At 77.3% G+C, this 20945-nt stretch carries 18 protein-coding genes and 1 tRNA gene; 9 read left to right on the top strand and 10 right to left on the bottom strand.

Annotation, left to right across the window (positions count from 1 at the left end):
- Positions 1 to 97 precede the first annotated feature (97 nt).
- From ACI780_RS21915 to ACI780_RS21925, 3 genes are read right to left on the bottom strand one after another with little or no spacing between them, the layout of a single operon-like run.
- Positions 98 to 895 (bottom strand): SGNH/GDSL hydrolase family protein, encoded by a 798-nt coding sequence (locus ACI780_RS21915; protein WP_456870414.1) that lies wholly within the window; start codon positions 893 to 895, stop codon positions 98 to 100.
- Between the two features lie 43 nt (positions 896 to 938).
- Positions 939 to 1853: an NAD(+)/NADH kinase gene (locus ACI780_RS21920; protein WP_457005752.1), complete on the bottom strand. Its 915-nt coding sequence runs from the start codon at positions 1851 to 1853 to the stop codon at positions 939 to 941.
- The gene (locus tag ACI780_RS21925; RefSeq protein WP_457005754.1) at positions 1854 to 3278 is read right to left on the bottom strand and encodes a dihydrolipoyl dehydrogenase family protein; all 1425 of its coding nucleotides are present in this window, start codon (positions 3276 to 3278) and stop codon (positions 1854 to 1856) included.
- A gap of 56 nt (positions 3279 to 3334) precedes the next feature.
- Between ACI780_RS21925 and ACI780_RS21930 the strand changes: the two genes are divergently transcribed.
- The 3 genes from ACI780_RS21930 to ACI780_RS21940 all read left to right on the top strand — a co-directional run bounded on the left by ACI780_RS21930 (position 3335) and on the right by ACI780_RS21940 (position 7304).
- On the top strand, positions 3335 to 3829 hold the full coding sequence (locus ACI780_RS21930) for a flavin reductase family protein (protein WP_456870411.1): 495 nt from the start codon (positions 3335 to 3337) through the stop codon (positions 3827 to 3829).
- A gap of 54 nt (positions 3830 to 3883) precedes the next feature.
- A complete protein-coding gene (locus ACI780_RS21935) occupies positions 3884 to 6487 on the top strand; it encodes a bifunctional FO biosynthesis protein CofGH (RefSeq protein ID WP_457005757.1) in 2604 nt (867 codons plus the stop codon).
- Positions 6488 to 6884: 397 nt separating this feature from the next.
- The gene (locus ACI780_RS21940) at positions 6885 to 7304 is read left to right on the top strand and encodes an ester cyclase (protein ID WP_456870409.1); all 420 of its coding nucleotides are present in this window, start codon (positions 6885 to 6887) and stop codon (positions 7302 to 7304) included.
- A gap of 94 nt (positions 7305 to 7398) precedes the next feature.
- Here ACI780_RS21940 and ACI780_RS21945 read toward each other — a convergent pair whose 3' ends face one another.
- Positions 7399 to 8355 (bottom strand): ATP-grasp fold amidoligase family protein, encoded by a 957-nt coding sequence (locus ACI780_RS21945; protein ID WP_456870408.1) that lies wholly within the window; start codon positions 8353 to 8355, stop codon positions 7399 to 7401.
- 62 nt (positions 8356 to 8417) lie between these two features.
- On the bottom strand, positions 8418 to 9239 hold the full coding sequence (locus tag ACI780_RS21950; protein WP_456870407.1) for an aquaporin: 822 nt from the start codon (positions 9237 to 9239) through the stop codon (positions 8418 to 8420).
- 185 nt (positions 9240 to 9424) lie between these two features.
- Between ACI780_RS21950 and ACI780_RS21955 the strand changes: the two genes are divergently transcribed.
- On the top strand, positions 9425 to 10438 hold the full coding sequence (locus tag ACI780_RS21955) for an NADPH:quinone reductase (RefSeq protein ID WP_457005760.1): 1014 nt from the start codon (positions 9425 to 9427) through the stop codon (positions 10436 to 10438).
- Here the strand turns inward: ACI780_RS21955 and ACI780_RS21960 are convergent.
- Together ACI780_RS21960 and ACI780_RS21965 are read right to left on the bottom strand one after the other, a co-directional pair.
- Positions 10428 to 12278, bottom strand: a complete 1851-nt coding sequence (locus ACI780_RS21960) for a hypothetical protein (protein WP_457005762.1) — start codon at positions 12276 to 12278, stop codon at positions 10428 to 10430. The genes ACI780_RS21955 and ACI780_RS21960 overlap by 11 nt on opposite strands.
- Positions 12279 to 12403: 125 nt before the next feature.
- On the bottom strand, positions 12404 to 13633 hold the full coding sequence (locus ACI780_RS21965) for a hypothetical protein (RefSeq protein ID WP_457005764.1): 1230 nt from the start codon (positions 13631 to 13633) through the stop codon (positions 12404 to 12406).
- Between the two features lie 154 nt (positions 13634 to 13787).
- Here ACI780_RS21965 and orn point away from each other — a divergent pair, with 154 nt between their 5' ends.
- Both orn and ACI780_RS21975 read left to right on the top strand, forming a co-directional pair.
- Positions 13788 to 14486 carry an oligoribonuclease gene (gene orn / locus ACI780_RS21970; RefSeq protein WP_456870403.1) on the top strand — a complete coding sequence of 233 codons (699 nt, stop codon included), beginning with the start codon at positions 13788 to 13790 and terminating at the stop codon, positions 14484 to 14486.
- A gap of 57 nt (positions 14487 to 14543) precedes the next feature.
- Positions 14544 to 14616 (top strand) — tRNA-His (locus ACI780_RS21975).
- Here ACI780_RS21975 and ACI780_RS21980 read toward each other — a convergent pair.
- Positions 14608 to 15684 (bottom strand): hypothetical protein, encoded by a 1077-nt coding sequence (locus ACI780_RS21980; protein WP_457005766.1) that lies wholly within the window; start codon positions 15682 to 15684, stop codon positions 14608 to 14610. The genes ACI780_RS21975 and ACI780_RS21980 overlap by 9 nt on opposite strands.
- Before the next feature lie 253 nt (positions 15685 to 15937).
- Between ACI780_RS21980 and ACI780_RS21985 the strand changes: the two genes are divergently transcribed.
- From ACI780_RS21985 to ACI780_RS21995, 3 genes are all read left to right on the top strand, one after another.
- Positions 15938 to 16207 (top strand): PLD nuclease N-terminal domain-containing protein, encoded by a 270-nt coding sequence (locus ACI780_RS21985; RefSeq protein ID WP_456870401.1) that lies wholly within the window; start codon positions 15938 to 15940, stop codon positions 16205 to 16207.
- 93 nt (positions 16208 to 16300) lie between these two features.
- Complete coding sequence (locus ACI780_RS21990) at positions 16301 to 16726, top strand: hypothetical protein (RefSeq protein WP_456870400.1); 426 nt, start codon at positions 16301 to 16303, stop codon at positions 16724 to 16726.
- A gap of 121 nt (positions 16727 to 16847) precedes the next feature.
- Positions 16848 to 18518 carry a SpoIIE family protein phosphatase gene (locus tag ACI780_RS21995; RefSeq protein ID WP_457005769.1) on the top strand — a complete coding sequence of 557 codons (1671 nt, stop codon included), beginning with the start codon at positions 16848 to 16850 and terminating at the stop codon, positions 18516 to 18518.
- A gap of 13 nt (positions 18519 to 18531) precedes the next feature.
- On the opposite strand, the gene ACI780_RS22000 is transcribed toward ACI780_RS21995, so the two are convergent.
- Together ACI780_RS22000 and ACI780_RS22005 are read right to left on the bottom strand one after the other, a co-directional pair.
- Positions 18532 to 19416: an alpha/beta fold hydrolase gene (locus ACI780_RS22000; protein WP_457005771.1), complete on the bottom strand. Its 885-nt coding sequence runs from the start codon at positions 19414 to 19416 to the stop codon at positions 18532 to 18534.
- On the bottom strand, positions 19413 to 20777 hold the full coding sequence (locus ACI780_RS22005; protein WP_457005773.1) for a CoA transferase: 1365 nt from the start codon (positions 20775 to 20777) through the stop codon (positions 19413 to 19415). The genes ACI780_RS22000 and ACI780_RS22005 overlap by 4 nt, the downstream gene beginning before the upstream one ends.
- Positions 20778 to 20945 lie beyond the last annotated feature (168 nt).

Genomic DNA, 20945 nt, shown 5'->3' on the forward strand with positions numbered 1-20945 from the left:
CCCCCCCCCCCCCCCCCCCCCCCCCCCCCCCCCCCCCCCCCCCCCCCCCCCCCCCCCCCCCCCCCCCCCCCCCGCCCCCGCCCCCGGGTCGAGGGCTCTACGGGCGGGGCAGCGCCAGCGGCACCGGGCGCTTGGGGGCCCGCCCGTCACCGGAGGAGCGGCCGCGCAGCCGCCGGGCGATCCACGGGGCGACGAAGCCGCGCACCCAGGCGGCCTCCTCGGCCAGCGCCGCGCGCAGCGCCCGCGGCGGCGCGGGCGGCAGCGGGACGCGCCAGTCGTCGTCGGTGACCGGGACGCCGAGCGCCGCGGCGGCGGCCAGCGCGGTGCGGCGGTGCCCCTCGGCGGTGAGGTGGATCCGGTCGCTGTCCCACAGCCGCCAGTCCAGCAGCCAGTCGGCGCCCCACTGGTCGAGGACGACGGCGCCGTGGCGCGCCGCGATCGACCACAGCGAGGCGTTGAACACCGCCACCCGGCCGCGGGTGCGGCGGATGATCGGGGTCAGCCGCGGGTCGACGCCGGTGGCCAGCAGCACGTCGGCGCCGTCGGCGCGGAAGCCGGTCACCGCCTCCTCCAGCGCGGCGGCCAGCCGGTCGGGGTCGGCGCCGGGGCGCAGCAGGTCGTTGCCGCCGGCGACCAGGCTGACCAGGTCCGGCCGGGCGGCCCGCGCGACCGGCACCTGCTCGGCGAGCACCTGCGGCAGCAGCCGCCCCCGGATGGCCAGGTTGGCGTACTCCAGGTCGACGCCGGGCTGCGCGGCCGCCACGTGCCCGGCCAGCCGGTCCGCCCAGCCGCGGTACTCGCCGGGACGGTCCGGGTCGGGGTCGCTGAGCCCCTCGGTGAAGGAGTCGCCGAGGGCGACGTAGCGGCGCCAGGTGGTGCGGGTCGGGGCGGGCACGGACCCACTGCAGCACGGGCGCCGGGCGCACGGCGCACCGGGGTCAGGCCGGCGGCGGGTCCTCCTGCAGCCGCTCCTGCAGCTCCGGCGGCAGGAACTCCAGCAGCTCGCCGGGCAGGAACGGCAGGTCGAGCAGCGACAGCTTGGCCCGGCTGCGCGCCGCCGAGCGGGACCCCTCGATGCGGACCAGCTGTCCCGCGCCCGGGCGGTAGGTGACGACGACGGCGTCGCCGGGTGTCAGCCGGGGCCCGAGGACGCCGTCGAGCTCGATCGCCGGGGAGCCGCTGCTGATGGTGAGCGCGAGGGTCTCGCGGGGGCCGAGCAGCACCGTGCGCGAGATGCCCTGCGCGGGCGCCGCCGGGGTGAGCAGGATGCACTCGACCTCGGGGCTGACGACCGGCCCGCCGGCGGCGTAGTTGTAGGCGGTCGAGCCCTGCGCGGTCGCCACGATCACCGCGTCGCAGCGCACGTGGGCGTAGCGCATGCCGCCCACCGCGAGGTCGGCGGTGACCATCCCCTCCCCCGGGACGCGGGCCAGCACGGCGTCGTTGAACGCCGGCCACTCGCGCTCGCCGTGCTGCACCACCAGGCAGCCGCGGGACTCCGTGTGCACCCGGCCCTCGGCCATCGCGGCCAGCGCCTCGCCGAGCTCGGGCCCCTCGACCTCGGCGAGGAACCCGAGGTGGCCGAGGTTGACGCCGAGCACCGGCACCGGCCGGGCGCTCACCAGCCGCATCGCGCCGAGGATGGTGCCGTCCCCGCCGAGGGCGATGATCCCGTCGACGGCGCCGGCCAGCTCCTCCGGGGTCACCGCGGTCACGCCGGTCAGGCCGAGCCGCTCGACGTCGGCCCGGTCGGCGAGCAGCTCGACGTCGGAGCCGGCGGTCCACGCGGTGACCTGCCCGACGGCGGCCGAGGAGTCCCTGGTCGGGTGCAGGACCAGGCCGAGGCGGGCCACTCAGCCGCGCCAGGTCTCGAGCAGCCGCAGCCACACCTCGCTGACCGTGGGGTAGGCCGGGACCGCGTGCCACAGCCGGCCGATCGGCACCTCCCCGACGACGGCGACCGTCGCCGCGTGCAGCAGCTCGGCGACCGCGGGGCCCACGAAGGTCACCCCGAGCAGCACCTCCCGCTCGGGGTCGACGACGGCGACCGCGGTCCCCTCGTAGCCGTCGGCGAACAGCTTGGCGCCGGCCACCGACCCGATCGGGTACTCGACGACGCGGTGCGGCAGGCCGGCGTCCCGCGCCTGGGCGCTGGTCAGGCCGACGGAGGCCACCTGCGGGTCCGTGAAGACCACCGAGGGGGTGGCGGCGCGGTCGGCGGTGGCGGTGTGCGGCGACCAGTCCCCGGTGCGCACCTGCTCGCCGCGGGCGCGGGCGACGATGGCGGCGCCGGCCTGGCGGGCCTGGTACTTGCCCATGTGGGTGAGCAGCTGGCGGCCGTTGACGTCGCCGACGCCGTAGAGCCACGGCACCCCGCGCACCTGCAGCGTGTCGTCGACGTCGAGGTACCCGCCGGGCTCGAGGCCGGCGGTCTCCACCCCGATGCCGGTGGTGCGGGCGCGGCGGCCGGTGGCCAGCAGCACCTCCTCGCCGCGCACCTCCTCCCCGCCGGCGGTGGTGAGCACCACCTCGTCGCCGTCGCGGCGGGCGGCGGTCACGTCGGCGTCGAGGCGGACGTCGACGCCGCGGGCGCGCAGCGAGGCCAGCACCGCGTCGCTCGCCTGCGGCTCGGCGTCGGGCAGCAGCCGCGGCATGCGCTGCAGCAGCGTCACCCGCGAGCCCAGGGCGTGCCACGCGAAGGACAGCTCGCAGCCGACGTAGCCGCCGCCGAGGACCAGCAGGCCCCGCGGCGGCGTCGTCGCCCCGGTGCCCTCCCGGGGGGTCCACGGCCGGACGCCGGACAGGCCCGCCACCGGCGGCACCATCGCCTCGGACCCGGTGCAGACGGCGACGGCGTGCCGCGCGGTCAGCCGGGTCTCGCCCCCGTCGGGGCCGGTGACGACGACGGTGCGCTCGCCGTCGAGCCGGGCGGTGCCGCGGAGCAGGTCGATGCCGGCGCCCTCCACCCAGGCCACCTGGTCGGCGTCGTCCCAGTGGTGGGTGAAGGTGTCCCGGCGCTCGAGCGTGGCGGCGACGTCCTGCTCCCCGGTGACCGCGGCGGCCGCGCCGGAGACCGCCCGCGCCTCGTCGAGCACCTCCGTGCCGCGGATCAACGCCTTGCTGGGCATGCACGCGTAGTAGGAGCACTCGCCGCCGACGAGGTGCTCCTCGACCAGCACCGCGGACAGCCCACCGCGGACGACGGTGTCGGCGACGTTCTCACCGGTCGAGCCGGCGCCCAGCACGACGACGTCGTAGGTCCCGTCCGCGCTGCTCACCGGGTCATCCTGGCGGGTGTGGTCGACTGGCCGCCATGCCTCCCGGTGCAGGTCCCGTGTCGCCGTCCGACTTCGCCACGGCCCTGCGGCAGTACCCGGCGGGGGTGGCGCTGCTGACCGTGCGGGACGACATCGACGACGTCGGCACGACGGTGACCTCGGTGACGAGCGTGTCGGCCGACCCGCCGCTGGTCGCCGTCGGGCTGGCCGCCCACGGCTACCCCGCCGAGGTGCTCGAGGCGGTCGGCACCTGCGCGCTGACCGTGCTCGCCGCCGGTCAGGCGATCCTCGCCAGCCGGTTCTCCTCGGCCGGGCGGCCCTCGGCGCGGCACCTGCTGGAGTCGGTGCCGTGGTCGCGGGCGCCCGGCAGCGGCGCGGTCGTGCTCGACGGCGGCGTCGTCGCGCTGGACTGCCGGCTCGACCGCCTGGTGCCGGCCGGTGACCACGTGCTGGCGCTGCTCGCCGTCGAGGCGGTGCCCGTGCTGCACGACGGCGCCGCCCCCCTGCTGCGGCTGCGCGGCCGCTACGTCGACGCCCCCGGGGGCCACTAGCGCGACAGAGGCACGGCTCCCCGCGCAGGTCGGCGAGGGATAGCGTGCGGGGCGATGAGCGAGCCGCAGACCCCCGTGCCGTCCGCGCTGCGGCGCGCGCTCGCGCGCGCCGAGCGGGGCGTGACCCTCGACGCCGGTGAGGCGGAGACCCTGCTCTCGGCCCGCGGGCTGGCCGAGGAGGAGCCGCTGGACCGGCTGCTCACCGCCGCCTCCCGGGTGCGCGACGCCGGCCTGGCCTCGGCCGGCCGCCCCGGGGTGGTCACCTACAGCCGCAAGGTCTTCATCCCGCTCACCCACCTGTGCCGCGACCGCTGCCACTACTGCACGTTCGTGACGACGCCCGGGCAGCTGCGCCGCGAGGGGAAGGCGCCCTACCTCTCCCCCGACGAGGTGCTCCGGATCGCCCGGGACGGCGCGGCGCTGGGCTGCAAGGAGGCGCTGTTCACTTTGGGCGACCGCCCCGAGGACCGCTGGCCGGTCGCCGCCGAGTGGCTGGAGGCGCACGGGTTCGACTCCACCCTGGCCTACCTGCGGGCGATGGCGATCCGGGTGCTGGAGGAGACCGGGCTGCTGCCGCACCTCAACCCCGGCGTGCTGACCTGGGAGGAGATCCAGCGGCTCAAGCCGGTGTCGGCGTCGATGGGGATGATGCTCGAGACGACGGCGACCCGGCTGTGGTCCGAGCGCGGCGGCCCGCACTTCGGCAGCCCCGACAAGGAACCGGCCGTGCGGCTGCGGGTGCTCGAGGACGCCGGCCGCTCCGCCGTCCCGTTCACCACCGGCGTGCTGCTGGGCATCGGCGAGACGCCGGCCGAGCGGGTCGACGCCGTCCTGCGGATCCGCGCCGCCCACCAGCGGCACGGGCACGTGCAGGAGGTCATCGTCCAGAACTTCCGCGCCAAGCCGCGCACCGCGATGGCCGCCCACGACGACCTCGCGCTGCAGGAGTACGTGGCCGCCGTCGCCGTCACCCGGCTGCTGCTGGGCCCGGGCGCGCGGGTGCAGGCGCCGCCGAACCTGTCCGACTCCACCGAGCTCGGGCTGCTGCTGCGCGCCGGCGTCGACGACTGGGGCGGGGTCTCGCCGCTCACGCCCGACCACGTCAACCCCGAGCGGCCCTGGCCCAACACCGACAAGCTGGCCGCGCTCAGCGCCGAGGGCGGGTTCACCCTGCGCGAGCGGCTGGCCGCTCAGCCGCGGTACGTGCTCGAGCCCGAGCCGTGGCTGGACCCGCGGGTGCGCCCGCACGTGACCGCCCTCGCCGGGCCCGACGGGCTCGCCGTCGAGGGCCGCGTCCCGGCGGGGCTGCCGTGGCAGGAGCCCGACGAGGCGTGGGTGTCCTCCGGCCGCACCGACCTGCACGTCGAGGTGGACACCGTCGGGCGCACCGACGACCGGCGCAGCGACTTCGACGCCGTCTACGGCGACTGGGCTGACCTGCGGGCGCGCACCGAGCGGGCCCGCGACGGCTCCTCCACCGCGCTGGCCGCCGGCGACCCCGAGGTGGCCGCCGCGCTGCGCGCCGCCGAGCGCGACCCCGCCGGCCTCACCGACGCGCAGTACCTCGCGCTGCTCGGCGCCGACGGCCCCGACCTCGAGGCGCTCGCCGGGCTGGCCGACGCCGTGCGCCGCGACACCGTCGGCGACGACGTCACCTACGTCGTCAACCGGAACGTCAACTTCACCAACGTCTGCTACACCGGCTGCCGGTTCTGCGCGTTCGCCCAGCGGCGCACCGACGCCGACGCCTACACGCTGTCGCTGGCCGAGGTCGGCGACCGGGTCGACCGCGCGTGGGCGGCGGGTGCCACCGAGATCTGCATGCAGGGCGGCATCCACCCCGACCTGCCCGGCTCGGCCTACCTCGACCTGATCGGCGAGGTGAAGCGCCGGCAGCCGGACATCCACCTGCACGCGTTCAGCCCCATGGAGATCGTCAACGCCGCCGCCCGCACCGGGCTGTCGTTCGAGGACTTCCTGACCGCGGCCCGTGACGCCGGGTTGGACTCGGTGCCGGGCACGGCGGCGGAGATCCTCGACGACGACGTCCGCTGGGTGCTGACCAAGGGCAAGCTGCCCGCCGCCACCTGGCTGGAGATCATCGGCACCGCGCACCGGGTGGGCCTGCCGACGACGTCGACGATGATGTACGGCCACGTCGACACCCCCGCGCACTGGGTCGCGCACCTGCGCACCATCGCCCGCCAGCAGGACGAGACCGGCGGGTTCACCGAGTTCGTGCTGCTGCCGTTCGTGCACCACAACGCGCCGATCTACCTCGCCGGCGTCGCCCGGCCCGGGCCCACGGTGCGGGAGAACCGGGCGGTGCACGCCGTCGCCCGACTGCTGCTGCACGGACGCATCCCGAACGTCCAGACGTCGTGGGTCAAGCTCGGCGAGGCCGGCACGAAGGCGGTGCTGCAGGGCGGGGCCAACGACCTCGGCGGCACGCTGATGGAGGAGACGATCAGCCGGATGGCCGGCAGCGAGAACGGCTCGCTGAAGACCATCGCCGAGCTGGAGGCGATCGCCGCCGCGATCGGCCGGCCCGCCCGCCAGCGCACCACCGACTACGGCACGCCGACGGCCGAGCGGCTCGCCACCGCGCGGTCCGACGCCGGCCGCCGCGCGCTGACGTTGTCCATCACCCCGGTCTGAGCCCGGCCGGGCACGGGCATCGCGTGGTGACCCGATCCGCGAGCCGGCCGGATCGCCCGGGGGATCGGAGCAGCGGGTCGCTGTCGTCACGCCGCCCCTGCTCCGACCGGGCTCGGTCGGCCGCGACGAGCCACCGGATCCTCACAGCCGTGAGGCCGTACCGCAGCGCCTGACCGGACGACCGGTGGGATGTGCCGGGTGCAGGCCCGGGCCCGTCGTCCGGAGCCCGACGACACGTTGCTGGCAGCGGCGCCAGGAGACACCTCTGTCGTGCTGCAGCCGTGCACGTCCTCGGCGAGGCGGGATCTCGTCGCGGAGGAGCGCAGATCCGTCTCACCGCGAGCCCTCGGGAGCCGTATCGTTCGGCCGACGTCGCGCCACGCACGAGGAGCCGATGATGTCGGCAGACGTTCTCATCGCCATCGCCGAGCAGTGGACCGCCGCAGACGACGCAGGCGACTTCAGCAGGCACGCCGAGTGGATGTACCCGGACACCGAGATCCACCTGGTGAGCCGAGGTCGGGTGCTGCGCGGGCCGCAGGAGTGGATCGCCTTCATGCGTGTCTTCCGGGCTGGGGTGTCGGACCTGCACACCACGGTCCTCGATCGCTTCGCCACCGAGGATCGGCTCGCGCACAGGTGGACGCTGACCGGCACCCACACGGGCGACTTCTTCGGGATGCCACCGACCGGGCGGCGCATCCGGGTCGAGGGTGCATCGGTGTGGAGCTGCCGTGACGGACGCCCGGAGCGGATCTTCGTCTACAGCACCACCACGGTGGAGGAGGCAGCGGAGGGTGGCTCGACGTCGTGGTGACGGTGCAGCACCCGGCTCCGCTCCCGCGAGTCGGAGCACGGACGGCGCCGTGTCCTCGACAGGGCCGCTCGGGACACCGGCCGCAGCGGGCCGCTCACCGGGTCGGCCGGACGGACGATGCGCGCACGTGTGCACCGCCGGGCCCGAGGACTCCCCCTGAGCGCACACTGCCCGGCAGCGGGGTCGCGATGCGCAGGGCGGGCGCCCACCGCGGCTGCTCGGGCAGGGCCCACCAGCGGCCCAGCCACGCGTCTAGCCCGGGCTCCAGGCGGCTCAGCCCCGCGCCGGGGTAGGGCGTGAGCTCGCCGCCCCAGAGCCGGCCGCCGGAGCGGTAGAGGTCCACGCGCAGCATGTCGAAGCCCTCGGCGACCGCGGCCGCGGCGGCCAGCAGGTCGGGCAGCCACGGCGGGCGGGGGACGTCGGGCCCGGGCGGGTAGCCCCAGGTCCACGGCAGCGGCTCCCAGTCGGCGGTGTAGAGCCGCCCGCGCAGCCCGTCGCGCCGGTCGGTGTGGACGCCGACCAGCCGCGGGACGCCGTCGAACACCAGCACCTTGAGGTCGGCCGGCACCTCCCCCGGCCCGCCGAGGTGCTCCTCGACCAGTAGGCACGGCCGCGCGTGCCGGTAGGCCCACTCCTCGCTCTTGCGCCAGTAGCGCTCCGCCACCCAGCCGGCCGTGCGGGCGGCGAGGTCGGCCGGGTCGGGCCGGCCCTCCCCCACCAGCACGCGGCGGCAGGAGTGGTTGGGCTTGAGCACCCACCGGTCGGGCAGCTCGACGCCGGCGAGGTCGGCCACGTCGGTGCCGGCCCAGTACGTCTGCGGCACGTGCAGCAGCCCGGGCGCGCGCCGGGCGAAGTGCTCCTTCATGGCCAGCTTGTCGCAGGTGGGCGCGAGCAGCGGCCGGCGGTCCCGGGTGATCCGGCGGTCGAGCTTCTCGGTGAAGGTCCGCGGCGCACCCCACGGCGGCAGCCGGCCGTGGTGCCGCCGGTAGGTCCGGGCCCGCCGCCACGACGGGGGCAGCAGCCGGGTCCAGGCCGGCGGGAACTCCTCCACGCCGTCCCTGGTACCGCGGCGCGCCCCCTCCGGAACGGTGCCGTACGGCACCGGTCCGCCGATCAGCGGGGCGTGCGGCGCCGCCGTCCGGACTCCGCCTCGGCCGCGGCCCGCGCGCGGGGCAGCCGGGCGCCGTCGTCCTCGTCGGGCACCTGGGCGCCGGTCTCGTCACGGGTGACGTCGGGTCCGGCCTGCTCCACGGTCAGGGTGGGGGCCGACAGCGCCCGGACGACGAGCACCGCGAGGGCGGCTCCGACGAGCGGCGCGACGATGAACAGCCACACCTGCGACAGCGCATCGCCCCCGGCGAACAGCGCCGGGCCCAGCGAGCGGGCGGGGTTGACCGAGGTGCCGGTGAGCGGGATGCCGACCAGGTGCACCGCGCCGAGCGTCAGGCCGATGGCCAGGCCGGCGAAACCGGGTGCCGCCGCCTTGCCGGTGACCAGCAGGACCACCGCCACGAAGACGAGCGTCAGCAGCACCTCGACGACGAAGGCGCCGCCACCGCTGATGGTCTCGCCCCAGGCGTTGGCGCCGAGGGCGCCGGTCTGGTCGGTGACGCCGCCGAAGTCGCTGGTCAGCAGGGCGAGCACCGCGGCACCCGCGATGCCGCCGGCGAACTGGGCGACCCAGTACCAGACCGCCTCGGTGGCGGTCATGCCCCTGGACAGCAGCACGCCGAGGGTGACTGCCGGGTTGACGTGGCACCCGGAGATCGGCCCGATGGCGTAGGCCAGGGCCAGGAGGACGAGTCCGAACGCGAGGGCCACGCCCAGCGGGCCGACGTCGTCGAAGCCGGTGACGGCCGCGCCGACCGCCACCAGCACGAGCACGGCCGTGCCGAGGAACTCGGCGAGGACTTGACGGAGCAGGGTGGGAGACACCGAGGACCTCCGGAGCGTCCGCAGCCGTTCCCCCGCGCCTCCCCCTGGCGGCCACGGTGCGGGCCGCTTCGAGGGTGACGCAGCGGTTCCCGGAGACGCAAGGGCCGTTGCGGAACAGTTGTGCACCACTCGACGGCGCAGAACGGGGTCGTGCACGGAGTCGCGGATGCGGGTAGGCCGGACCGGTGCGCGCCATCACCTACACCCGCAACGGCGGTCCCGAGGTCCTCGAGCTGACCGACCGCCCCGCTCCCGAGCCAGGCCCCGGTGAGGTCCTCGTGCGCCTCGCGGTCGCCGGGGTCAACCCGACCGACTGGAAGTCCCGCACGAACAGCCCGCCGGGGCCCGACGGCCAGGTGCCCGGTCAGGACGGCGCCGGCACGGTCGAGGCCGTCGGCCGCGGCGTCGACCCGGCGGTGACCGGTCAGCGGGTGTGGGTCTGGGAGGCGGCCTGGCAGCGGCCGTGGGGCACCGCCGCGGAGTACACCGTCGTCCCGCTGCGCCAGGCGGTGCTGCTCGGCGAGGAACCCTCCTTCGAGCTGGGCGCGGCGCTCGGCATCCCGTTCCTGACCGCGCACCGCTGCCTGACCCTCGGCGAGTCGGTGCCCGACCGGATCGGCCCCGGCTCGCTGACCGGGCGCACCGTGCTGGTGCAGGGCGGCGCCGGCGCGGTCGGCAACGCGGCGATCCAGCTCGCCCGCTGGGCCGACGCCACCGTCGTCGCCACGGTGAGCAGCCCGCACAAGGCGCAGCTCGCGGCCGCCGCCGGCGCCTCGCACGTCGTCGACTACCGGCAGCAGGACGTCGTCGCCGAGGTCCGCAAGGTGGCCCCGCGGGGTGTCGACGTCGTCGTCGAGGTGTCGGCGGCCCGCAACGCCGCCGTCGACGCTCAGGTGGTCGGGATGCACGGGGCGGTGGCCATGTACGCCGACGACGGCGGCGCCGAGGTCACCATCCCGGTGCGCGCCCAGATGCGGCCCAACGCCCGGTGGAACTTCGTGCTCGTCTACACCGAGCCGGAGCGCGCCAAGGTGATCGGCGTCGAGGACGTCAACGCCGCGGTCCTCGACGGCGCGGTGCGCGTGGGTGACGCCGCGGGGCTGCCGCTGCACGTGTACCCGCTGGCGCAGACGGCCGAGGCGCACCGCGCGGTGCAGGACGGCGCCGTGGGGAAGGTGCTGGTCGACGTCACCGCGTGACGGGGGAGGGCATCGGCAGCGCCAGGCCCGCGCCGGCGACCAGGTCGAGGTCGGCGGGGTCGCCGGCGCCGCCGTCGGCCCAGGCGGTCTCGACGACGGTGACCAGGTTGCCCCCGGCGGCGCTGGCGTACTCGGCGCCGGCGAGCCCGGCCGGGGCACCGGGGTAGGTGACGCCCTCGCGCAGCAGGTCGCTGACGTTGCCGCTGCCGTTGGTGTCGGTCAGGGCGCGCAGCGCCCGGGCGGCGGCGCTGTCGCCCATGTCGACCTTGGACACCGACACGACCACCGCGCGGCCGTCGACGTCGGTGGACCACAGCGCCCGCGCCAGCCCCGCGCAGTCGGTGGCCTCGAAGAAGTCGGCGACCTGGCCGTAGGAGTTGCCCACGCAGGTGCCCTCGACCTGCACCTGCTGCAGGAGGAAACCCCGGCCGTCCAGGACGGTGGCCGTCCCCGGCGTCGGCCCGGCGGAGGTGGGGGCGGCCGGGGCGCTGCCGGCCGCGGGCGGCTCCTGGGCGGCGGCGTCGTCGTCCCCGCCACCGGTGAGGCCGGCGACCAGCCCCAGGAGCACGACGACGGCGAGCAGCGCGGCGGCGGCCAGCAGGACCGTCCGGCGGGCGACCGGGCGGCGCCGCGGCCCGACCGGCGGGACGGCCGGCTCGGGCTGACCGGGCGCCGGGGCGGCCGGCGGCAGGACGGGCGGCGCGATCTCGGCGACCGGGGCGGGCGCCCAGGACGCGGAGTCGGCGCCGTCCCCGCCGAACAGGCCGCCCAGCCCGCCGGTGTCGTGGGCCGGGACCGGGGGCAGCGCGGGACCGGGCCCGACGAGGGTCGCGGGGGCCGGGCGCGGCTCGGGCGCACCGGACACGGCGGGCGGCGCCACCGCAGGTGCCGGCGGCGCGGCGACCAGCCCGGCGGCGGCCCGCGCGGCGGCCTCCTCGTCGGCCCGGATGGCGGCCACGGCGACGGCGGCCGCGGCCACCGGGTCGACCAGCGGTCCGGCGGGCGGACCGGCCGGTGCGGGCACGCCGGCGAACGCCGGCGCGGCGGGCAGGACCGGCGGCGGGGCGGGCACGGGCGGGGCGGGCACCGGGACCGCGCCGGGCACCGGAGCCGCGCCGGGCACCGGGGCCGCGCCCAGCGCCGGCGAGGCGGCCATCGCCGCGGGCGCCAGCAGCTCGCGGCGGCGCAGGACGTAGGGCGAGTACGGGAAGCCCTCGCCGTTGAGCTCCTCGACCGTGGGGCCGCGGCCGTCGTAGCCCAGCGCGGCCAGCGCGGCGCGGACGTCGGCGGTGGTCCACAGCCGCGGGTTGTCCACGCCGGCGTAGCGGGCCGCGCGGGAGATGCCCAGCAGCAGCGAGCGCGTCTCCAGGATCGCCACCTGGTCGCCGTCGCCGAGGTCGCCGTCGGCGGGGTCCAGGCCGGTGAGGTCACCGACGAGGACGGTCAGCCGGGCGATCCGCCCGGGCTCCAGCCCGGCGCGGCGCAGCCGGACGGCGGTGTCCATGCCGGCCCGCATCAGGCCGTCGAGCGGGGTGGAGCCGCCCCCGGACAGCTGCAGCACCTCACCCGGCCCGGCGCCGGGACCGATCGTCCACGACCCGTCCGGCGACGCGGTGACCACGCCGCTCTGCCGGACGACCTCGGCGACCCGCACGACCGCGAGGCCCTCGGGCACGAAGAGGACGGCGTCGGAGATCCGCCGGCCCATCGGCCCGTCGCCGACGGGGATGGAGGCGACGACCGCGCCGCGGATCGCACCGCCGCGGTCCCAGCGGGTCAGCTCGGCGTGGAGCGCACGCTCCCCCGCCGTCTGCAGCGGCACCGGGGTCAGGGGCAGCACGGGTCCTCCGGGAGCGGGTGGGGCGCAGGGGCGCACGGACGGGCACGCGAACGGGCACGGGGTGCGGCGCGGGTCGGACGGCCGCGGGCGACGCTACGTCATGTGACGGGACGGTCCCGCTCTCCTCAGCGGGTCGGCGCGCCGCCGGCGGCCGGTGCGCCGGCGAGGGCGGGCTCGGCCGCGCGGCCGGGCTCCACCGGCCGCAGCCAGGCGGCGTACGCGCGGCTGCCGGCGACGAGGTCGACCGCCGTCCACAGCGCGGTGAACCCGGCCACGACCAGCGCGATCGACCACCACGACCAGTTCCACGGTGGCAGCAGCCCGGCCGCGTCCTGCAGCCAGGCGGCGGCGTAGACCGCGGCCGCGGTGACCGGGGCGGCACTCCAGCCGGGCAGCCCGCGGGTGACGGCGAGGTCGACGCACACCGCGCCGACCAGCAGGACCAGCGGCAGCACCGAGGGCGGGAAGCCGATGGCCACCAGGCCCGTCCACATCACGGCGCGGTAGCCGAGGTAGCCGGCCGCGACGGTGGTCGCCGCCCAGCGCAGACCGGTCACCCGGCGGGCCACGACCAGGGACAGCAGGCCGGCGCACACCAGCCACGCCGGGTGCACCCACGACGGGACCGGGAGCATGAACGTCGTGGGCGTCTGCCCCTGGGCGGCGGCGAAGTCCAGGAGCTGCTGCTCGGCCGTCGTCGCCCCCGCCTCGTAGGCCCGCAGCGACAGGACGCCGTACTCCTGGTGCTGGTTGGGGAAGACGACGTTCTCGACGAAGAACAGCCACAGGCCCAGCGACACCAGGTCGCGGACGCGGCCGGGCGCGGCGTACAGCCACCAGCCGCGGACGGCGCCGGCGAGCATGACCGCCGTCCCGACGTAGAGCAGCGCGTGGCTGGGGCTCCAGCTGGTGATGTCCAGCCCGTTGAGGCGGTGGTTGACGATGTCGATCGGGATGGCGACCAGGAAGGTGGCGATCCCCCACTGCATCAGCCGCAGCGCCCGCCGGTCGACGCCGTAGCCGGTGTAGCTGTGGAACAGCACCAGGCCGATCACCACGGCGGTGCCCGCGGAGTTGAGCAGGTGCGGCGGGGCGAGGTCGTCGCGCAACCACCTGAAGTGCCACGAGACGTCCCAGGACGAGCCGAGCATCTTCAGCAGGAAGGCCCCGAGCCAGGCGGCGTAGATCCACCGCAGCTCCGACTCCCCCGTCGGGCGCCCCGGCGCGCCCGGCGTCCCGTGGGCCGCCCACAGCCAGCGGACGAGGGCGACGGGGTGCCGGAGCCCGGCGGCCGGCGAGCCCGGCGCCGGCGGCACCGTCCGGGCGGGCGCTGCGGGGGCGGCGGGTCGGGGCACGGCAGGACTCCAGGGGAGGCGGAAGGGGATGCGGCGAGGCTACCTGCGGGAACGGCCGATCCGATGCCCCCGAGTGGCGCCGGTGTGGCGGCCGGGGTACGCGCGGGCGGCCGGGACGGACGGGACGTGCGGACGCGACGTAGGGTCGGGCGTCGTGGCGGAGAACGGCGGGCACCTGGTCTGGATCGACTGCGAGATGACCGGGCTGGACCTCACCAAGGACAAGCTTATCGAGGTCGCCGTCGTGGTGACCGACTCCGAGCTGCGGGTCCTCGACCCGGGCCTGGACCTGGTGATCCACGCCGACGACGCCGACCTCGGGGACATGGCCGACGTCGTCACCGAGATGCACGCGAAGTCGGGCCTGACCGAGGCGGTGCGCGCCTCCACCCTCACCGTCGCCGAGGCCGAGCAGCAGGTGCTGGCCTACGTGAAGCGGTGGGTGCCCGAGCGGCGCACCGCCCCGCTGTGCGGCAACTCCATCGGCACCGACCGCGGCTTCCTCGCCCGTGACATGCCCGAGCTCGACGACCACCTGCACTACCGGATGGTCGACGTCAGCTCGATCAAGGAGCTGGCCCGCCGCTGGTTCCCGCGCGTCTACTTCGCCCAGCCGCCCAAGGGCCTGGCGCACCGGGCGCTGGCCGACATCGTCGAGTCCGTCCGCGAGCTCGCCTACTACCGCCGGACGCTGTTCGTCGACGCGCCCGGCCCGTCGACGACGCAGGCGCAGCGCGCGGCCGGGGAGGTGAGCGGGTCCTTCGCCGACGTCCTCGCCGCCGCCGACGCCACCCCTCCGGCCGCCGCCGGCACCGCTGAGGACGACGTGAGCGACGCCGCGTCGGGGAGCTGAGCGGGCTCCGGTATCCTCGTCGTCGTCCCCGGTGCCGCGAGCGCCGGGAGGCACGCGGTGGGTGTAGCTCAGCTGGTAGAGCACCAGGTTGTGATCCTGGGTGTCGCGGGTTCGAGCCCCGTCACTCACCCGAGAGAAGGCCCTGGTCAGGCGACTGACCAGGGCCTTCTGCGTTCCCCGGGCCCCGCCGCAGGCCGGCGAGCAGGACGGCGGCCGCCCCGGTCACGGCCGCGGCGACGTAGGGCTCCTGCGGGTCGAACGCCGTGGCGCCGGGGATGCGCGCCGCCGCCTGGGACGCGAGGGCGAGCACGTAGTCGACCTGGACGACCGCGCTGGCGACGAGCAGCACGGTCCCGAGCACGTAGCCCCACGGCTGCCGCCGCCAGAGCAGCACGGCCGCGGCGGCGTAGCCGGGCACGAACGTGGTCAGGTCCATCGCGTAGCCCAGGTGACCGATCGGTGCGGGCTGGAGCAGCAGTCCCTCCTCCGGCGCGGCGCCGGTCACCGCGAACCGCAGCGAGTACCAGGTCCACATGCCGCCGAGCGACGCGGCCAGCAACCCGAGGACGGCGCTGACCGGGCGGACCGGTGTCCGCGGCCGGATCCGGTCGGCGATCGAGGCCACGTCGAGGGACCGCAGCAGCAGCACCAGCGCGACGGCGGCCAGCACGACCAGCGCGACGTGGACGAGGAACAGCGCGTTGAACGCGGCACCGAAGACCAGGTAGGCGTAGGTGTAGACGAGCTGGGCCAGCAGGCCCGCCCACAGGAGGTCCGCCCGGAGCGACCCCCGCCGGGCGCGGACCAGCGCGCCGGTCAGCAGTGGCGTGGTGACGGTCAACGACCCGAGGTCGTAGGCGCGGAAGGTGGCCGCGTTGGCCGGCGCGTCGCGGTACAGCCCCCGCCGGGCCAGTCCGGCCGCCGAGGACGCCGACACCAGCCCGGCGACGGCGACCGACAGCCGCCGGGCGAGGCGTCGTCGGCGAGCCCGCGCCGTGCCGGTGGGCGACTCCACCGCGGTCGCACCGTCCGCCGGTCCGGCCGGCACCCCCGCCCGTCGCCCACCGTCCGGAGGGCGGCGCAGCCGACGGACCAGCCCCGCCACCCGGGTCAGCGACGCCCGCAGCACACCGCGCAGCGACGTGGCGCGGGCCCGGGCCACGGATCGGAGCCCCTGCGCCGGCCCGGTCGTGCCCATGTCGTCCTCCTCGAGCCCTGGTGTGGGCGAACGGGTCGAGGCCCGCCGGCTCCCAGTGCAGCGCGCCCGGTGCAGGGGGCCGGAGTGCCGGACGTCCCGCCGGCCAGGGACGCACCGCCCGGCCGGTCACCGCCAGCGCGGGACCCCGGCCCGCTGCGGCAGGGCCTGCGCCCCTGCCCGGGCGAGAGCCCCGGCACGACCCTGGACGGAGGGGAGCCGGCCGGGCGCCGGCCCTCGTCCCGAGGAGGCCGTCATGACGTCCACCAGGAGCGCCGGCGGGGGCGCCGGCACGGGGCAGCAACGCTCGCGTCGAGCGCGCCGCTGGAGCGACCTGACCCCGCGTCAGCGGGGCCTGGTGCTGGCCCTCGGATCGGTCCAGGCGTCGCTGGCCGTCAGCGCCTGGGTCGACCTCGCGCGCCGGCGCCCCGACCAGGTCCACGGCCGGAAAGCGGTCTGGGCGGCGGTCATCGCCGTCAACTGGGTCGGTCCGCTCGCCTGGTTCCGGTGGGGCCGGCGCCCCTGAGCCGTCTCCCGCACGAGGCGGCGACCTCCGGCCCCGCGGCGGGGGGACGTCCGGCCCTCACCGCTGCTGCGCGGCGGGAGGGAGCGTCGGGGCATGGACGAGTTCTCCTCCCGGGCCGCGGCCCGTCCGGCCACCCGAGCTCCCGCGGACCGGCGCGCGGCCGCGAGCCGCCGGGGACTGCCGCCCGCGGCGGACCGGCCGGCGGCCTGGCAGGTCGTCCGCGGGTGCGGCTCCGTGGCGGCCCGGTCCGCCGACGGCGGGGTGGCCGAGGCGGTCGTGCACGACGACGAGGACGTCGTGCGCGTCGAGGTGCACGCCTCCCGGCCGCTGCCCGCCCCGACGGCGGCCGCGCTGGTCACCGAGCTGTTCGCCGAGCCGGCGTTCCACCCGGCCCGCCGCGTGCTGGCTGCGCTCCCGGCCGCGCACCACGAGGTCGTGACCGAGGTCCGTCGTCGCCTCGCCGTCGTCGACGCGCACGTCGCCGGCGCCACCTGCCTGATGCGCGGCCGGGTGCGCTGACCCGGCGCGACCGCGCCGGTGCAGGGGTCGCCGCCGGCGACCCCACCGCGACGCGTCGTCGCCCGGTAGGCTCCCCCCGTCCGTCGCCAGGGGGGCGCTGATCGAAGGACCAGGTGACGTGGTGAGCCAGCCCGCCGCGACCCGGATGACGTCGGCGTGGCTGACCGCCGCGCTCGACCGGTCGCCCAGCGGCGTGGCCGCCCTCGACGTCGACTGGACGTTCGTCTACGCCAACCCGGCCGTGGCGCGGCTGCTCGGGCGGCCCGGCGGTGTCCTGACCGGGTCGAACCTGTGGATCGCCCTGCCCGAGCTGGCCGGCACGCCGCTGCACGGTGTCCTCGTCCACGCGCGCACCGCCGGCGCCCCCGCCACGTGGTGCGGCCGGTACGCGCCGGCGGGCGGCTGGCTGTCGGTGACCGCCGAGCCCGTCGGAGACCTGCTGCAGGTGCACGTCCAGGAGGTCGCCGGTCCTCACGCGCCGGAGCCGGGGTCCGCGGATCCCGGTGCTCCCGACGCCGACCGCGAGCGGCTGCGCTTCCTCGCCGAGGTCTCCGAGGCGATGATCAACAACCTCGACGTCCACGAGTCCGCCGCGCAGCTCGCCGAGGTGGTCCTGCCGCGGCTGGCCGACTGCGCTGTGGTCGCGCTGATCGGCGAGGACCGCAGCCGCGCCGGGGAGGCCTGGGCCCACCGCGACGCGGCCCGGCGCCCCGACCTCGACGCCTACATGCGTGGCCGACTCCGCGGCACGGGCGACGACGAGGCGATGGTCGCCGCCCTGCTGTCCGGCGAACCGGTGCAGCTCACCGCGATCGACCAGCAGCAGGTGGCCCCCTCCCTGCCGACGCCACAGGTGCGGGCGGCCTGGGAGCGGCTGGACCTCACCTCGTGCACGATCGTGCCGCTGCGCGCCCGCGGGGACACCTTCGGCGTGCTGGCACTGCTCAACGCCGGGGACCGCCCGCCGCACACCGAGCTCGAGATCGCCACCGCCGTGGAGGTGGCCCGCCGCGGCGCGCTCGCCCTGGACAACGCCCGCCTCTACGGGCGCCAGCACCGGGTCGCCGAGACGCTGCAGCGCAGCCTGCTCACCCCGGCGCCGCAGCCGGACCGGCTGCAGATCGCCGTCCGGTACCGGCCGGCCACCAGCCACGCGCTCGTCGGCGGTGACTTTTACGACGCCTTCGTGCTCCCCGACGGCGCCACCGTGCTGGTCATCGGGGACGTCGTCGGGCACAGCGTCGAGGCCGCCGCCGCCATGTCCCAGCTGCGCAGCACCGTCCGCGCCCTGGCCTACGACCGTCCCGACAGCCCCGCCCAGACCCTCACCCGGACCGACCGGGCGCTCTCCGGCCTGCGCTTCGGCACGCTGGCGACCGCGCTGCTCGCCCGCGTCGAGCAGCCGCCGGGGCCCGCGCTCGACGAGCGGCGCACGCTGCGCTGGTCCTCCGCCGGGCACCCGCCGCCGCTGCTGGTCCAGCCCGACGGCGCGGTGCGGCTGCTCGACTGCCCGCCCGAGCGGCTCCTCGGCACCGACGACCCCGGCCCGCGGACCGACCACACCGCCGTCCTGCTGCCCGGGGCCACCCTGCTGCTGGTCACCGACGGGCTCGTCGAGCACGGGCGCACCGGCATCGACGAGGGCCTCGTCCGGCTGGCCTCCGGCCTCGCCCGGCTGCGCGGCCTGCCGCTCGAGGAGCTGTGCGACCGGCTGCTCGACCACGTCCTCACCGGTCGTGCCGACGACGACATCGCCCTGCTCGCCGTCCGCTGCGGCACCCCGGACGCGTAGCCGCGGGACCCGCTCAGCCGAGGAACGGCAGCAGCACCTCGAGCAGCCCGGCGGGGTTCTCCTCCGGCACCCAGTGACCGGCTCGCGGCACCGTGACCGCGCGGACGTCGTCGGCCACCTCCCGGACCATCGCCTCGTTGACCTCGGCGAACAGGTTGGCCTCCCCGGCGACGGCCAGGACGGGCACCGCGATCCTGCCGCCCGAGGCCAGCGCGGCGCGGTTGTCCCGGTCGTCCTGCGCGAACGCCCGGTAGAGCTCGAACCCCGCGCGCATCGCGCCGGGCTGCCGGAAGTCGGCCGCGTAGCGGTCGAGGTCCTCCGGGGTCAGGGCACAGGGGTCGTGGGCGGCGCCGTCGAAGAAGAAGCGCAGGTACTCCCGCTCCCGTCCCGCGGTCAGGAACTCCGGCAGGTCCCGGGTGGCGTGGAAGGCGTAGTGCCAGTGCCGGGGGCTGCTGCTGAGCCGCTCGTGGACGTCGGTGCCGGGCAGGGTGGCCTCCATGAGCCCCAGCCGGCCGGCGTCGCCGCGGAAGCGCAGCCCGTGGGCCAGCGCCACCATCGCGCCGACGTCGTGCCCCACGACCACGACCTCGCCGTCGACGCCGAGGTGCTCGCGCACCAGCGCGTGCACGTCGCCGGCCAGCGTCCACGTGTCGTAGCCCCCCGCCGGCCGCGACGACGCGCCGGCACCGCGCAGGTCCACGGCCACGACCCGGTGGCCCTCGGCGGCGATCGGGCCGACGACCCGCCGCCAGCACCACCAGGACTGCGGGTAGCCGTGCACGAGCACCACCACCCGCCCGCCCGGCGCGGCCACCCCCGCCGTCACGTGGTGGATCCGCACGCCGGGCGCCACCTCGGCCGTCCCGTGCGTGACCTCCGGGAACCCGCCGCCGCTCACGCGCGGTCCCCCCGCCCCGTCCCGCGGACGGTGTCGGTGCCGGCCGGCCGGCCACGCGGGCGCCAGGAGGGACGGGGGTCGTCGAGGAACACCGCGGCGGTCCGCCACGGTGGCGAGCCCGGGGGCGCGACGAGCGTGACCTTCCCGTCGGCGGAGGGCAGCGAGAGCAGGTACGGCTCCGGGTCGACCGGGCCGGCCGCCGCCTCCGCGCGGGGCGGCGCGGCCAGCAGCCAGTGCGCGGTCCGGGCCAGCGACAGCGCACCGTGCCAGCCGCCGCCCTCCGCCCGCTGCCGCGCCAGCGCGGCGAGCACCGTGGCGGCGGCCAGGTGACCGGTGGCGTGGTCGAGCGCCTGGGCCGGCAGCACGCCGGGCTCGTCGGCCGTCCCGCAGACCCGCTCGATGCCCGTGGCCGCCTGCACCAGCGAGTCGAAGCCACGCCGGCCGCCCCACGGTCCGGCCGTCCCCCACGCCGACAGGCTCACCACGACCAGCTGCGGGTGCCGCTCGGCCAGCGCCGCGGGGTCGAGCCCGAAGCGGGCCAAGGCTCCGGGCCGGTAGCCCTGGACGACGACGTCGGCGGTGGCCAGCAGGTCCTCGACGGTGCGCCGCCCGGCCGCGGTCGCCAGGTCCAGCCGCACGTGCCTCTTGCCGGGTCCGGTGTCCACGAGCTGGCCGGCGTCGTCCGGCAGGTGCGGGCTGTCGACCCGCAGCACGTCCGCGCCGTGCGAGGCGAGCGTGCGCGTGGCGACCGGACCGGCGATCACGCGGGTGAGGTCGAGGACCCGCAGTCCGGCGAGGGACGGCTGCCGGACCGGACCGGCCGCGGTGCGGCGCAGGTCCACCAGCGGGACGGCGGCCACCGCCCGGCCCGGCTCCGACGCCGCCCACCGCTCCGCCGGACGGACGGCGGCCGCCGCACCCCCGGCCGCGACGACCGCCGTCTCCAGCTCCTCCGCCCGCCACCGCAGCGCCGTCTCCGCGACGTCCTCCCCCAGCACCCGCAGCGCCGCCGCCCGGTGGGCGGGGACGTTGCCGTGCAGCCGCAGCCAGCCGTCGGCGGTGCGCCAGAAGCGCGACAGCGGCGCGAAGCCCGGCGCCACCCGGCGGCCGGCCACGCGGGCGCGGCGCTCGCTGCGGAAGGCCAGGCCGACGGCGGCGGCGTCCACCTCGAGCGGACCCGTGACCGGGTCGAGCAGCCGGGCGGCCGCCAGCTGCGCGGCCACGGCGCCGACCGCCAGGTCCGGCACCGGCAGCGGCCCGGACAGCCCGGTGGCGCCGGTGACGGCCACCACGGGCAGCGGAGCGGCGGTGAGCAGCGGCCACACCTCGGCCAGCAGGGGGACGACGTCCGGGGCGCTCACGGTCGGATCGTAGGAACGCAGCGCCGGTCGGAGCACCGCGCACGGCGCCCCCGCCGGAGCCCGCTCGTCAGCCGGTCCGGCCGCGGCGCGACGGGGCCTCCGGAGGAGGGAGGAGGCCCCGGCTGCTCGGGACCCCGTCCCTCTACCCGCCGGACGCGTCCTGCACCA

The sequence above is a fragment of the Geodermatophilus sp. SYSU D00814 genome, assembly GCF_054050055.1.

Bases quoted from the DNA above. Each gene is read 5' to 3' on its own strand.
- ACI780_RS21990 (WP_456870400.1), top strand. From the start codon at position 16,301: ATGGACGAGTTCTCCTCCCGGGCCGCGGCCCGTCCGGCCACCCGAGCT.
- ACI780_RS21940 (WP_456870409.1), top strand. From the start codon at position 6,885: ATGTCGGCAGACGTTCTCATCGCCATCGCCGAGCAGTGGACCGCCGCA.
- ACI780_RS21980 (WP_457005766.1), bottom strand. From the start codon at position 15,684: ATGGGCACGACCGGGCCGGCGCAGGGGCTCCGATCCGTGGCCCGGGCC.
- ACI780_RS21935 (WP_457005757.1), top strand. From the start codon at position 3,884: ATGAGCGAGCCGCAGACCCCCGTGCCGTCCGCGCTGCGGCGCGCGCTC.
- ACI780_RS21985 (WP_456870401.1), top strand. From the start codon at position 15,938: ATGACGTCCACCAGGAGCGCCGGCGGGGGCGCCGGCACGGGGCAGCAA.